Origin of the sequence: Streptomyces sp. NPDC005728, assembly GCF_040630895.1 — a bacterium.
In the GTDB taxonomy this organism is placed as follows: domain Bacteria; phylum Actinomycetota; class Actinomycetes; order Streptomycetales; family Streptomycetaceae; genus Streptomyces.
This window is the reverse complement of record NZ_JBEXYL010000002.1, coordinates 243,975-257,730: the sequence shown is the minus strand read 5'-3', so window position 1 is coordinate 257,730 and position 13,756 is coordinate 243,975. Positions and strand designations below refer to the sequence as shown.

General features: G+C 69.7%; 12 protein-coding genes. 4 read left to right on the top strand and 8 right to left on the bottom strand.

Translation table 11 applies throughout. From position 1 onward, the window contains the following. Window positions 1–249 precede the first annotated feature (249 nt). The 3 genes from ABZ471_RS02915 to ABZ471_RS02905 form a co-directional block, all read right to left on the bottom strand. Window positions 250–1,956: a proline--tRNA ligase gene (locus ABZ471_RS02915; RefSeq protein ID WP_359061697.1), complete on the bottom strand. Its 1,707-nt coding sequence runs from the start codon at window positions 1,954–1,956 to the stop codon at window positions 250–252. Between the two features lie 74 nt (window positions 1,957–2,030). Next, window positions 2,031–2,561 (bottom strand): GNAT family N-acetyltransferase, encoded by a 531-nt coding sequence (locus ABZ471_RS02910; RefSeq protein WP_359061695.1) that lies wholly within the window; start codon window positions 2,559–2,561, stop codon window positions 2,031–2,033. Between the two features lie 20 nt (window positions 2,562–2,581). Continuing rightward, window positions 2,582–3,430, bottom strand: a complete 849-nt coding sequence (locus ABZ471_RS02905; RefSeq protein WP_359061693.1) for a GNAT family N-acetyltransferase — start codon at window positions 3,428–3,430, stop codon at window positions 2,582–2,584. Window positions 3,431–3,596: 166 nt separating this feature from the next. Between ABZ471_RS02905 and ABZ471_RS02900 the strand changes: the two genes are divergently transcribed. Next, window positions 3,597–4,334, top strand: a complete 738-nt coding sequence (locus tag ABZ471_RS02900; protein WP_359061692.1) for a GNAT family N-acetyltransferase — start codon at window positions 3,597–3,599, stop codon at window positions 4,332–4,334. A gap of 56 nt (window positions 4,335–4,390) precedes the next feature. Here ABZ471_RS02900 and ispG read toward each other — a convergent pair whose 3' ends face one another. The 3 genes from ispG to dxr form a co-directional block, all read right to left on the bottom strand. Beyond that, on the bottom strand, window positions 4,391–5,548 hold the full coding sequence (gene ispG, locus ABZ471_RS02895) for a flavodoxin-dependent (E)-4-hydroxy-3-methylbut-2-enyl-diphosphate synthase (RefSeq protein ID WP_359061690.1): 1,158 nt from the start codon (window positions 5,546–5,548) through the stop codon (window positions 4,391–4,393). Window positions 5,549–5,717: 169 nt separating this feature from the next. Beyond that, window positions 5,718–7,022, bottom strand: coding sequence for a site-2 protease family protein (locus ABZ471_RS02890; protein ID WP_359061688.1), 1,305 nt, complete (start codon window positions 7,020–7,022; stop codon window positions 5,718–5,720). Continuing rightward, complete coding sequence (gene dxr, locus ABZ471_RS02885; protein ID WP_359061686.1) at window positions 7,019–8,284, bottom strand: 1-deoxy-D-xylulose-5-phosphate reductoisomerase; 1,266 nt, start codon at window positions 8,282–8,284, stop codon at window positions 7,019–7,021. The genes ABZ471_RS02890 and dxr overlap by 4 nt, the downstream gene beginning before the upstream one ends. Before the next feature lie 200 nt (window positions 8,285–8,484). On the opposite strand from dxr, the gene ABZ471_RS02880 reads away from it, so the two are divergent. Together ABZ471_RS02880 and ABZ471_RS02875 are read left to right on the top strand one after the other, a co-directional pair. Further along, window positions 8,485–8,943 carry a lamin tail domain-containing protein gene (locus ABZ471_RS02880; RefSeq protein ID WP_359061684.1) on the top strand — a complete coding sequence of 153 codons (459 nt, stop codon included), beginning with the start codon at window positions 8,485–8,487 and terminating at the stop codon, window positions 8,941–8,943. A 148-nt stretch (window positions 8,944–9,091) separates the two neighbouring features. Further along, complete coding sequence (locus ABZ471_RS02875; RefSeq protein ID WP_359061682.1) at window positions 9,092–9,568, top strand: hypothetical protein; 477 nt, start codon at window positions 9,092–9,094, stop codon at window positions 9,566–9,568. A gap of 50 nt (window positions 9,569–9,618) precedes the next feature. Here ABZ471_RS02875 and ABZ471_RS02870 read toward each other — a convergent pair whose 3' ends face one another. Both ABZ471_RS02870 and ABZ471_RS02865 read right to left on the bottom strand, forming a co-directional pair. After that, window positions 9,619–11,556, bottom strand: coding sequence for an acyl-CoA dehydrogenase family protein (locus tag ABZ471_RS02870; protein WP_359061680.1), 1,938 nt, complete (start codon window positions 11,554–11,556; stop codon window positions 9,619–9,621). 123 nt (window positions 11,557–11,679) lie between these two features. After that, window positions 11,680–12,489 carry an endo-1,4-beta-glucanase gene (locus ABZ471_RS02865; protein WP_359061678.1) on the bottom strand — a complete coding sequence of 270 codons (810 nt, stop codon included), beginning with the start codon at window positions 12,487–12,489 and terminating at the stop codon, window positions 11,680–11,682. 212 nt (window positions 12,490–12,701) lie between these two features. On the opposite strand from ABZ471_RS02865, the gene ABZ471_RS02860 reads away from it, so the two are divergent. Then, complete coding sequence (locus ABZ471_RS02860) at window positions 12,702–13,715, top strand: LacI family DNA-binding transcriptional regulator (RefSeq protein ID WP_359061676.1); 1,014 nt, start codon at window positions 12,702–12,704, stop codon at window positions 13,713–13,715. Window positions 13,716–13,756: the final 41 nt, after the last annotated feature.

The window sequence follows — 13,756 nt, the reverse complement described above, 5'->3', positions numbered from 1 at the left end:
CAGGGTCTCGACGTTCTGCACCAGGGTCGGCGCCCGGCGCACCCCGCGCTGTGACCGCCGTCGCTACGGCCGCCGTCCGCCGGGCTCCGCTGCGGACCGCGGCCGCGGCACCCCGCTCCCTGGTGTGCATGACCGTTCCCCTCCCGTAGTGATCGTGACGCCGTGTCACGGTCACTACGGTCGAGGGACGGCCTGAGAGAACCCTGTGAGACGCCTACAGGCCTCCGGAGAACTCTCTGAGGGTTTGCTTTACTGCGCCGTCAGGCGGGCGATCGCGTCCTCGACGGACAGCTCCTCGCGCTCACCGGTCTTGCGGTCCTTCAGCTCCAGCACGCCCTCGCCGGAGCGGCGGCCGGCCACCAGGATCTGCGGTACGCCGATCAGCTCGGCGTCGGTGAACTTCACGCCCGGAGAGACGCCGGCCCGGTCGTCCACCAGGACGCGGACGCCCGCGGCGGCCAGCTTCTCGGCGACGTCGAGCGCCAGCTCGGTCTGCAGGGCCTTGCCGGCGGCGACGACGTGCACGTCGGCCGGGGCGACCTCCTTGGGCCAGCACAGGCCCTGCTCGTCGGCGGTCTGCTCGGCGAGCGCGGCGACGGCGCGGGAGACACCGATGCCGTAGGAGCCCATGGTGACGCGGACCGGCTTGCCGTTCTGGCCGAGGACGTCGAGCTTGAGGGCGTCGGCGTACTTGCGGCCCAGCTGGAAGATGTGGCCGATCTCGATGGCCCGGTCCAGCTTCAGGCCCGTGCCGCACTTCGGGCAGGGGTCGCCCTCCAGGACCACGACGACGTCCACGTACTCGTCGACCTCGAAGTCACGGCCGGCGACGACGTTCTTGGCGTGCGTGTGCTCCTTGTTGGCGCCGGTGATCCACGCGGTGCCGGGGGCCACGCGCGGGTCGGCGATGTACTTGACCTTCTCGCCCAGACCCTGCGGGCCGACGTAGCCGCGGACCAGGTCCGGGCGGTCCGAGAAGTCCGCCTCGGTGACCATCTCGACCACCGCCGGGGCGAAGTGCTCCTCGACCTTGCCCAGGTCGACCTCGCGGTCGCCGGGCACGCCCACGGCGACGATCTCGCCGTCCACCTTGACCAGCAGGTTCTTCAGCGTGGCGGAGGCGGGGACGCCGAGGGAGGCGGCCAGGGTCTCGATGGTCGGGGTGTCGGGGGTGGGGATCTCCTCGAGCGCGGGCACGGCCGAGCCGTCCACCGGCTTCAGCTCGTAGGCGATCGCCTCGGTGTTCGCCGCGAAGTCGCAGTTCGGGCAGTCCGCGAAGGTGTCCTCGCCGGCCACGGCCGGGGCCAGGAACTCCTCGGACTTGGAGCCGCCCATCGCGCCGGCGGTGGCGGCGACGATGCGGTAGTCGAGGCCGAGGCGCTCGAAAGTGCGCCGGTAGGCCTCGCGGTGCAGGGCGTAGGACCGGGCGAGGCCCTCGTCGTCCAGGTCGAAGGAGTAGGAGTCCTTCATCTGGAACTCGCGGCCGCGCAGGATGCCGGCGCGGGGGCGCGCCTCGTCACGGAACTTGGTCTGGATCTGGTAGAGGATCACGGGCAGGTCCTTGTAGGACGTGCACTGGTCCTTGACCAGGAGGGTGAAGATCTCCTCGTGCGTGGGGCCGAGGAGGTAGTCGCCGCCCCTGCGGTCCTTGAGCCGGAACAGCTCCTGGCCGTACTCGTCCCAGCGGCCGGTCGCCTCGTAGGGCTCGCGGGGCAGCAGGGCGGGGAGCAGCACCTCCTGGGCGCCGATGGCGTCCATCTCCTCGCGGACGATCCGCTCCACATTGGAGAAGACCTTCTTGCCGAGGGGCAGCCAGCTCCAGATGCCGGCGGCGGTGCGGCGGACGTAGCCGGCGCGGACGAGGAGCTTGTGGCTGAGGACCTCGGCGTCCGCCGGGTCGTCGCGCAGCGTCTTCGCCATCAACTGGGACATGCGCTGGACCGGTGCGTTCGCCATGGTTCTCGTACTCCTGCCGGGTAAGGGTGATGGCATAGGAGGTTAGCCGGGCTGGCTGTTCCGGTGGAAATCGGTTAACGCCGACGCAGCGGCAGGGGTGCGCCCATCACGGCGTACGGCTTGGGGGCGCTCGGAAAGTGGACCTGGCGGGCGAGGTCGACATAGCCGAGGGAGTGGTAGAGGCCGCGGGCCGGGCTGTCGGTGTCGATCGCGGAGAGGATCGAGCGGGGTTCGGCGGCGGCGTCGGTGAGGGTGGTGATCAGGCGGCGGCCGATGCCGCGGTTCTGGTGGCCGGGGTGGACGTGCAGCTCGGTGATGACGAAGGAGTCGTCCAGCCAGAAGTCGTTCTGCTGGGCGCGGAGGTAGGGCTCCACGACCGTGGACCACCAGTGGGTACGGGAGTTGGGCATACCGTAGACGAAGCCGATCAACTGTCCCTGGCTGGTGGCGCCGAGGGCTCGTGCGCCGGGGTACTGCATGTGGCGCTGGACGATCTGGCGGCGTACGGCCACCTCGTCGGGGCCCAGTCCGAAGGCGACGGCCTGGACTGCCAAGGCCTCGTCTACGTGGGCTGAGAGGTCCAAGGAGCCGATCACGAGGTCCATGCCGGGAGCGTACAGGGGGCTCAGAAGAGAACGCTCATGAAGGCGCCCACCTCTTGAAAGCCCACTTTGCGGTACGTCCGTCGCGCCGCCGTGTTGAAGTCGTTGACGTAGAGGCTGACGACCGGGGCCACGTCGGCCAGGGCGTAGCGCAGGACCGCTGCCATGCCGGGCGCCGCCAGGCCCCTGCCCCGGTACTCCGGCGCCACCCATACGCCCTGGATCTGGCAGGCCTGGCTCGTCGCCGCGCCGATCTCCGCCTTGAAGGCGACCTTGCCGTGTTCGTCGAGGCGGGCGAAGGAGCGACCGGAGCCGACCAGTTCGGCGACCCGGGCCTGGTAGAGCAGGCCGCCGTCGCCCGCCATGGGCGATACGCCGACCTCCTCGGTGAACATCGCCACGCACGCCGGCATGATCGTCTCCATCTCGTCCTTGCGGATGCGGCGGACGTAGGGATCCGCGGCGATGTCGGCGGGCATACGGTCGGTGACCATGAGGGGCTGGTGGGAGCGGACCTCGCGGGCCGGGCCCCACTGGGGTTCCAGCAGCCGCCACAGTGCGGCGGTGGGTCCGGCGGGCCCGACGATGGAGGAGCAGCGGCGGCCGGCCCTGCGGGCGCGGTCGGCGAAGGCGCGGACGGCGCGCGGGCTGGCGCAGATGGGGACCAGGTTGGCGCCCGCGTAGCAGAGGGACGTGAGCATGCCGTCCTCGTACCAGCCCCACATCTCGCCGCCCAGGCGCCACGGGTCGAGGCCCGCGATCTGCACTCGGGAGGTCACGAAGGCGTTCGCGACCGGCTCGCGGCCGAGGACGGCGAGCGCGGCATCCAGGTCGCTCGGTCCGAGCACCCGTGAGGTGGTCTGGGTCAACACGTACGGGGCCTCACCCTGGGGTTCTGCTGATCTCCGCACTGTACCTGCCGAAATTGTCCGGTGCCGCCCCATGCGCTGCCATGGGCTTTCCGCCCGTGCACTCCGCGCAACTCCCCCGGCGGCGAACCGGGCGACCACCTGCTACGAACTATGCTACAAACGGCGCATGCTGTTGACACCGATACGTTCCGACGCGCGGGAGTGGCCGCGCGAGCAGCTCTCCGAGCTGTTCAGTGAGGGGTTCCCGGCGTTCATCACGGCCGACCGGCTGGTGCCGGAGTACCTGGGCCGGGTCAGGGAGTGGTTCGCCGATCTGGATCTGTTCCTGGCGGACGAGGACGGGGTGCCGGTCGCCGGGGGCTGGGGGGTGCCGATCCGCTGGGACGGGACGGTCGAGGGGCTGCCCTCGGGGTACACGCAGGCCCTGGTCCGAGCGGTCGAGGGCCGGGAGGAGGGCGTCGCGCCGGACACACTGGTGATCTGCGGGGCGGTGGTGGCGCCCGCGCTGCAGGGGCGCGGGCTGGCGGGGCGGACGCTGACCGCACTGCGGGAGGCGGCACGGGATGCCGGGCTGGGGCGCGTGCTGGCCCCGGTGCGGCCGACGACCAAGGCGCGGTATCCGCTGACGCCGATCGAGTCGTTCCTGACCTGGCGGCGCGACGACGGGTCCGCCCTCGATCCCTGGGTCCGTACGCACGAGCGGCTGGGGGCGAGAATCCTGGCGCCGGCTCCGGCGTCGCAGACGATGACCGGCACGGTCGCCGAGTGGGAGGGCTGGACCGGACTGGTCTTCCCCGAGTCCGGCGACTACGTGATCCCGGACGGGCTGAGTCTGCTGCGCATCGACCGGGACGCGGACGAGGGCGTGTACCAGGAGCCCAACATCTGGATGCGCCACCACTGAAGGGTGCGGAGGTCCGGGAGGAGTCCCCGGACCTCGCGACGCCTGGGGCCGGGGTGTCAGCCCGCGACCGAGACGGACGGCTCGCCGGAGGTGACGCCGTCGGCCTCCATCTGCTCGGCGAGCTTCATGGCCTCCTCGATGAGGGTCTCCACGATCTTGGACTCGGGGACGGTCTTGATGACCTCGCCCTTGACGAAGATCTGGCCCTTGCCGTTGCCGGAGGCGACACCGAGGTCGGCCTCGCGGGCCTCGCCGGGGCCGTTCACGACGCAGCCCATGACGGCGACGCGCAGCGGGACCTCCATGCCGGTCAGGCCCGCCGTGACCTCCTCGGCCAGCTTGTAGACGTCCACCTGGGCGCGGCCGCAGGACGGGCAGGAGACGATCTCCAAGCCGCGCTGCTTGAGGTTCAGGGACTCCAGGATCTGGAGGCCGACCTTGACCTCCTCGACCGGCGGCGCCGACAGGGAGACGCGGATGGTGTCGCCGATGCCCTGGGAGAGCAGGGCGCCGAAGGCGACCGCCGACTTGATCGTGCCCTGGAAGGCCGGGCCCGCCTCGGTGACGCCGAGGTGGAGGGGGTAGTCGCTCTGGGCGGCGAGCTGGCGGTAGGCCTCGATCATCACGACCGGGTCGTTGTGCTTGACCGAGATCTTGATGTCGCGGAAGTCGTGCTCCTCGAAGAGCGACGCCTCCCACAGGGCGCTCTCGACCAGGGCCTCGGGGGTCGCCTTGCCGTACTTCTGGAGCAGGCGGCGGTCCAGTGAGCCGGCGTTGACGCCGATGCGGATCGGGGTGCCGTGGTCCTTGGCGGCCCTGGCGATCTCCTTGACCTTGTCGTCGAACTGCTTGATGTTGCCCGGGTTGACGCGGACGGCGGCGCAGCCGGCCTCGATGGCCGCGAACACGTACTTCGGCTGGAAGTGGATGTCCGCGATGACCGGGATCTGGGACTTGCGGGCGATGGTCGCGAGGGCGTCGGCGTCGTCCTGGGTGGGACAGGCGACGCGGACGATCTGGCAGCCGGAGGCCGTCAGCTCGGCGATCTGCTGGAGGGTGGCGCCGATGTCGGACGTACGGGTCGTGGTCATCGACTGGACCGAGACGGGTGCGTCTCCGCCGACCGCCACGGATCCGACCTGGATCTGCCGGCTCTTCCGGCGCTCGGCGAGCTTGGTCGGAACGGACGGCATGCCGAGAGAAATCGCAGTCATCTGCTGTGCAACCCCAAGTCGTGGATCAAGGTCCGGTCCCGTGAACAGCGGGCTCCAGGCTTCGAGATTACGACACCGACCGTGGCGTCAGCACATCCCGCCCGTCAAACCCACTCGATTGAAGGCGGCCCGGACCAGAGGGTCCCGGGCCGCCTCGAACGTCGGATGGCTAGGAGATTTTCACTGGGTTAACCACATCCGCGATCAGCACCAGGACGGTGAAGCAGACGAAGATCCCGGCCACCACGTAGGCCACCGGCATCAGCTTGGCCACGTCGAACGGACCGGGGTCGGGCCGGCGCAGCACCCGTGCCAGGTTCCGCCTGAGGGACTCCCACAGGGCGCCCGCGATGTGCCCGCCGTCGAGCGGAAGCAGCGGGAGCATGTTGAACAGGAACAGGGAGAGGTTGAAACCGGCGACCACGAACACGGCCATGGCCAGCTGCTGCGAGGCCGGGATGTCCAGCGTGGCGATCTCTCCGGTGACCCGGGCCGCGCCGACGATGCCCATCGGGGAGTCCGGCTCGCGCGGGCCGTCACCGAAGGCCGCGTCCCACAGGGCGGGGATCTTGCCGGGCAGGGCGACGAGCGAGTCGACGGCGTCGCCGACCCGGTCGGTCATCCAGGTCACGGACTGGCCGAAGTCCTGCTTGACGACGCCGCGGGCCGGGGTGAAGCCGAGGAAGCCGGCCTTGACGTACTCGCCCTGGATGTAGACGCCGCTGGAGTCCTTCTTGTTGACCTGGTTGGTGGCGATCTTCGCGTGCAGGGTCAGCTCCTGGCCCTTGCGGTCGACGACGATCGCCACGTCCTTGCCGGCACTCTCGCGGATGCGGTCCGAGAGGGTGTTCCAGTCACCGGTCGGCACGCCGCCGAACGAGACGATCTTGTCGCCCGCCTTCACGCCGGCGTTCGCGGCCGGGGAGGCCTGGTCGGACTTCTTGCAGCTGTCGCGGTGCTGGCTCTGCGCGATCACACAGGGCGAGACGGACTCGACGCTGGTGGTCTCCTGCTGGATGCCGAATCCCATCAGCACGGTGAGGAACAGGCCGACCGCGAGGATCAGGTTCATGAACGGGCCGGCGAACATGACGATGACGCGCTTCCACGGCTTGCGCGTGTAGAACATGCGCGTCTCGTCGCCCGGCTCCAGTTCCTCGAAGGCCGCCGAGCGGGCGTCCTCGATCATGCCGCGCCACGGTGAGGTGGAGCGGGCGGAGACCCGGCCGGCGTCGTCGGGCGGGAACATGCCGATCATGCGGATATAGCCGCCGAGCGGGATGGCCTTGATGCCGTACTCGGTGTCGCCCTTCCTGCGCGACCAGACGGTCGGGCCGAAACCGACCATGTACTGGGGGACGCGGATGCCGAAGAGCTTGGCCGTGGACAGGTGCCCCAGCTCGTGCCACGCGATCGAGACGAGCAGGCCCACCGCGAAGACCACTATGCCGAGGATGAACATCAAGGTCGTCATGCACGCGCCTCCGCGGTCCGGTCTGTCAGTTCGCGCGCCCGGGCCCTCGCCCAGGTCTCCGCTTCGAGGACGTCCGACACGGTGAGTGAAGTTCCCGTGACCGGGGTGCCGTGCTCCTCGACCACCCGGGTGACGGTATCCATGATGCCGTTGAAGGGCAGTGCGCCGGTGCGGAAGGCCTCGACGCACTCCTCGTTGGCCGCATTGAACACCGCCGGGGCCGTGCCCGCGAGCTGCCCCACGTGCCGGGCGAGGTTCACCGAGGGGAAGGCCTCGTTGTCCAGGGGGAAGAACTCCCAGGTGGAGGCCTTGCTCCAGTCGAAGGCGGGTGCGGCGTCCGGGACGCGCTCGGGCCAGCCCAGACCGATGGCGATGGGCCCGCGCATGTCGGGGGGCGTCGCCTGGGCGATCGTGGATCCGTCGGTGAACTCGACCATCGAGTGAACATACGACTGGGGGTGCACGACGACCTCAATGCGGTCGAAGGGAATGTCGTAGAGGAGATGTGCCTCGATGACTTCCAGGCCCTTGTTGACCAGGGTGGCCGAGTTGATCGTGATCACCGGGCCCATCGCCCAGGTGGGGTGCGCCAGGGCGTCCTCGACGGCGACGTGCGCCAGCTGTGCCTTCGTACGGCCGCGGAAGGGGCCGCCGGAGGCGGTGACGACCAGTTTGCGCACGTCGGCGCGGGTGCCGCAGGCCAGGGCCTGGAAGAGCGCGGCATGCTCGGAGTCGACCGGGATGATCTGCCCGGGCTTGGCGAGCGACTTGACCAGCGGGCCGCCGACGATCAGCGACTCCTTGTTGGCGAGCGCGAGGGTGCGGCCCGCCTCCAGGGCGGCCAGCGTGGGAGCGAGGCCGATGGACCCCGTGATGCCGTTGAGCACGGTGTGGCAGTCGGAGGCGGCGGCCTGCGTGGCCGCGTCCGGTCCGGCGAGGATCTCGGGGAGCGGCTCCCCGGCGCCGTACTGCTCGGTCAGTGCCCCGCGCAGGGCCGGTACGGCGTCCTCGCGGGCGACTGCCACGGTCCGCACCCGCAGGCGGTGCGCCTGCTCGGCGAGGAGGGCGGTCCGGCCGCCGTTCGCGGAGAGGGCGGTGACCCGGAAGCGGTCGGGGTTGCGGAGCACGAGGTCGACGGCCTGGGTTCCGATGGACCCGGTGGAGCCGAGGATCACCACGTCCTTGGGGCCGTCGCCCGCGAGGGGGTCGTAGACGAGGTGCGGGTCGGCGAGGGGTGCCGGACTGGCGGGACTGTCGGTCATCCCCCCATTGTTGCCGCAAGCCGCGGCCGCCAGGACAGGGCATCCCTCGGGCGGGTGCGTTAACAGCTTTCATCGCCCGATGGGATGGTTTTCCCTTTGTGAAGTCTCAGTGAAGATCATGTGATAACACTTCAGTCGGGCCAATGGACGACCGGCCCATGAACGAACACTCGCGGACGACATCCTGGGGGGATCTCTCCATGCGTACTGTGCGCATTCGCGCTGCCCTGCCCGCGCTCGCGGGCGCGGCCCTGCTCACCGGCACCCTGCTCAGCACCCCGGCCCAGGCGGCCGGCGGAGTGCACATCCACCACGTCTGGTTCGACAGCCCGGGCTCGGACAACCGCTCCAACAAGAGCCTCAACGCCGAGTGGGTGCAGATCAAGAACTCCGGCAGCTCGGCCGTCTCGCTCAAGGGCTGGGTCCTCAAGGACACCTCGAACCACAAGTACGTCTTCCCGAACGTCAAGATCGGCGCCGGGAAGTACATGAAGATCCACACCGGCAGCGGCTCGGACACCACGTCGGACAAGTACCAGGACCGCCGTGCCTACGTCTGGAACAACGACAAGGACACGGCCACGCTGACCAGGGCGAGCGGCACCAAGGTCGACTCCTGCTCCTGGACGACGCGGGATCCGAGCGACAAGTACTGCTGAGCGGCGACGCGCGCAATCACCGGGTCCGGCCGCAAGGCGCCGGAACGACAGCCCGACGGGCGGGCAAATCGCGCGCCTTCGGCCGCCGGGGATGACATCCTTCCCGTCGGGCCTGGCAAGCAGGGCCCCACGGGGAGGAGTCACCACGATGAACCGCACACGCACGACCGCCGCCGTCCTGGCCACGGCAGGGCTCGTCACCGCCGCCCAACTCGGGCTCGGCACCGCCGCGTCGGCCGCGACGCAGGCGCCGAAGAGCAGCGGCTGCCCGATCGACCTGGTCTATCCGAGCCGCTTCTACGTCGACTCGCACGGCTGGGTGACCAACGGCGGCCTCTACTTCGGCATCAAGAACAAGAGCACCAGCAAGAGCTTCAAGAAGGTGACGTTCACCGTCACCGACGTCAAGAACATCCGCTTCGGCACGGCCAAGGCCAAGGGCGGCAAGGTCACCAAGAACACGACGAAGACGGTGTCCGTGTACACGACGACGCTCAAGAAGAAGGCGAGCCTCGGGGTGAAGGTGCCCACGCACCTGCTCAACACCCACTCCTACAAGGTGAAGTTCACCCTGAAGGGCACGGGCTGGAACTGCGCCTCGAACCAGGGCACCTGGGGCGTCTGAGCCCCAGCTGCCCTGCGGTCCGCGGGAGCGGCCCGGGTCCTGTCGTCGGACTAGGCGCCGTAGGGGCGCCGCTCGTTCTCTCGTGCGGACGGTCCGGGGGTCGCATCGGCGATCCACGGGCCGTCCCCGGACGGGTCGACGATCCCCTGCTCCAGCCACTCGTAGGCCCCGCCGAGCACGCCCTTGACCACCTTGCGGTCGAGGTCGTCGGTGTTGGCCCACAGCCGGTTGAAGAGTTCCTCGACGCGGAGGCGGGACTGGCGGCAGAACGCGTCGGCGAGCTGGTAGGCCTCGCGGCCGTGCTCGCCCTCGCCGCGCAGCCGCTCGGCGCGCACACAGGCCGCGCTCATCGCGAACAGCTCAGCGCCGATGTCCACGACCCGGCCGAGGAAGCCCTGCTTGGTCTCCATCCGGCCCTGCCAGCGGGACATCGCGTAGAAGGTGGAGCGGGCCAGCTTGCGGGCGTGCCGCTCCACATAGCGCAGATGGCCGGAGAGGTCGGTGTCACGCTTGAACTCGCTGTACGAGGAGGGCAGTTGGCCAGGACCGGCGACCAGTTTCGGCAGCCACTTGGCGTAGAAGAGGCCCGCGTTCGCGCCCGCCTTCGCCTTGTCCGACAGGGACTTGTCGGGGTCGATGAGATCGCCGGCGACCGAGAGGTGGGCGTCGACGGCCTCGCGGGCGATGAGCAGGTGCATGATCTCCGTCGAGCCCTCGAAGATCCGGTTGATGCGCAGGTCGCGCAGGATCTGCTCGGCCGGCACGGACCGTTCGCCGCGCGCCTTCAGGGACTCGGCCGTCTCGTAGCCCCGGCCGCCGCGGATCTGGACCAGTTCGTCGGCCATCAGCCAGGCCATCTCGGAGCCGTAGAGCTTGGCGAGGGCGGCTTCGATGCGGATGTCGTTGCGGTCCTCGTCGGCCATCTGCGAGGAGAGGTCGAGGACGGCCTCCAGGGCGAAGGTGGTGGCCGCGATGAAGCTGATCTTGGAGCCGACGGCCTCGTGCAGCGCGAGCGGCTTGCCCCACTGCTCCCGCTCCGCCGCCCACTCGCGAGCGATCTTCAGGCACCACTTGCCCGAGCCGGCGCACATCGCGGGCAGCGACAGCCGACCGGTGTTGAGGGTGGTGAGCGCGATCTTCAGGCCCGCACCCTCGGGGCCGATGCGGTTCGCGGCCGGGACCCGGACCTGGTGGAAGCGGGTGACGCCGTTCTCGATGCCGCGCAGGCCCATGAAGGCGTTGCGGTTCTCCACGGTGACGCCCTCGGAGCCGGCCTCCACCACGAAGGCGGTGATGCCGCCCTTGTGCCCCTCGGACTTCGGCACGCGTGCCATGACGACGAGCAGGTCCGCGACCACCCCGTTGGTGGTCCACAGCTTCACCCCGTCGAGGACGTAGTCGTCGCCCTCCGGGACGGCGGTCGTCGCGAGGCGCGCCGGGTCGGAGCCGACGTCCGGCTCGGTGAGCAGGAAGGCGGAGATGTCGGTGCGGGCGCAGCGGGGCAGGAAGGCGTCCTTCTGCTCCTGGGTGCCGAAGAGCTTGAGCGGCTGCGGTACGCCGATCGACTGATGGGCGGAGAGCAGGGCGCCGACCGCGGGGCTCGCCGAGCCGACCAGGGCGAGGGCCTTGTTGTAGTACAGCTGGGTGAGGCCGAGACCGCCGTACTTGGGGTCGATCTTCATGCCGAGCGCGCCGAGTTCCTTCAGGCCCGCGACGACCTCGTCGGGGATGCGTGCCTCGCGCTCGATGCGGGCGGAGTCGATCGCCGACTCGCAGAAGTCGCGCAGTTTGGCGAGGAACTCCTCGCCACGGCGCACGCTCTCGGCTTCCGGCAGCGGGTGGGGATGGATGAGGTCGAGCCGGAAGCGCCCGAGAAACAGCTCCTTGGCGAAGCTGGGCTTGCGCCAGTCCTGTTCCCGGGCGGCCTCCGCCACCTGCCGGGCCTCGCGTTCGGAGACGGTGGTGCGTTGGGTGGTGGGGGCGGACATGAGGCTCACCTCGCCGCGAAGAGGATGATGGGGGACCGTTCGTTACCGATCGGTGCTACTGGATCGTTGGTACCCGAAACGGGCCGACCCCACCACCCCTCGCGCGTCCGTTCAGCGGATGATTCAGCCGATCTCCACCGAGTAGGACTTGGTGTCGAGGCGGCCGGAGCCCTTGAACACCTCGGTTCCGGACTCGATGCCGGAGACGTACTTGTCGTTGCCGAGCAGCTTGCGCCTGACGAGTGCCTGCGTGAAGTCGTCGAGGTCGAGCGTGGCGCTCGTGGTGTTCGTCCGGCGGACGAAGGAGTACACCTTCCAGCCGATGTCGCCCTGGTAGATGTCCCACATCGAGCCGCCGAGGCTGACGCTGCCGTACTTGGTGCCGAGCGGTCCCGCACCGCCCTGCCGGTTGAGCCAGATCATGACCTCGTCGGTGGGCCGGTCCTGCCAGTCGGCATCGCTCTTGGCGTGCAGCCAGAGGTCGTAGACGACGTTCATGGTGCCCGGGTCGGAGCTGAGGGAGAAGTTCCACCTGGCGGTGACCTTCTTGCGGTCGCCGACCCGGAGCGGCAGCCCGGTGGACGCCTTGTCGGCCTTCCAGCCCCAGTGCCAGCCGAGGACCGTACTGGCGTACGACTTGACGTCGGAGTCCTTGCCCTTGCTGTTGGTGGCCCAGGTGTAGTCCGTCCCCCAGGAGATGGTGGAGCCGGATGCCGGGTTGTCCCAGACGCACTGGGCACCGGTGCCCTTGTCCTGGCCCCAGAGGTTGTTGTTGACGTAGTACTTGCCGAGCGTGACGGTGTCGAAGGCCGTGCACTTCCTGCTCGACTCGCCGGCCTGCGCCACGGTGACGCCCGCGGCGGCCGCCAGGGCGACCGAGGCCGACAGGATCGTCTTCGTCTTCTTCGACAGGCGCGGTCTGCGATGTTGCATCGGGGGTCCTTCCGGGGGACGGTTCGTCTACCGCCTCCCTGTCGTCACCGCCCTGCCGAAAGGTTGCCCGCGCACTGGCTCCGGAAAAGGTGTCGAAGCGCTTCGACAACCTATGGACACCCACCTCCGCTGGGGCTACTGTCAATACACCCTCACTCGCCCCCGTCAGCAATGCGCAGTGTCGAAGCGCTTCACAAAGCTTGGAGAGCTGGATGGTCACCCTCGCCGAGGTCGCCCAGCACGCCGGAGTCTCGGCGAGCACGGTGAGCTATGTCCTCAGCGGCAAGCGGTCCATCTCCACGACCACCCGGCAGCGCGTCGAGCAGAGCATCCGGGAGCTCGGCTACCACCCCAACGCGGGCGCACGCGCCCTGGCGAGCAACCGGTCGAACATCATCGCGCTGATGATCCCGCTGCGCACCGACATGTACGTGCCGGTGATGATGGAGATCGCCATCGCGGTGGCCACCACGGCCCGCACGCACGGGTACGACGTCCTGCTGCTCACCGGCGAGGAGGGCCCCGACGCGGTGCGCCGGGTCACCGGCAGCGGGCTGGCCGACGCGATGATCCTGATGGACGTCGAACTGGAGGACGAGCGGCTGCCGCTGCTGCGCAGCACCGACCAGCCGTCCGTGCTGATCGGCCTGCCCGCCGACACCACCGGCCTGACCTGCGTCGACCTGGACTGGACCGCGACCGGCGCGCTGTGCGTGGAACACCTCTCGGGACTCGGTCACCGTGACATCGCTGTCATCGGTGAGGCCCCGGCCGTCTACGAGCGGCACACCGGCTTCGCCGAGCGCACCCTGGACGGACTCCGCTCCCGCGCCCGCGAGGCGGGCGTGCGGGTGCTGCACCGCCCGTGCGGGGGCGGGTACGACGCGATGGCCGTGACCCTGGCCCGGATCCTCGACGAGCGCCCGGGGACCACCGGGTTCGTCGTGCAGAACGAGTCCGCGGTGGAGCCGCTGCTCGCGCTGCTGCGCCAGCAGGGCCGGGCCGTGCCCGAGGACGTGTCCGTGGTCGCGATCTGCCCGGACCAGGTCGCCGTCCAGACCTCGGTACGGCTGACCTCGGTGGCCGTCCCCGCACAGGAGATGGGCCGGCACGCCGTGGAGCACCTGGTGGCCAAGCTGGACGGGCAAGGCAGCGACGAGGTCGTGCTGATCACGCCCGAGCTGACGGTACGGGCGAGTTCGGGACCGGCGCCCGCCGCGTCCTGACGTACCCCCTTCTCACCGCCTCGCGCCTGCGGGGCACACCT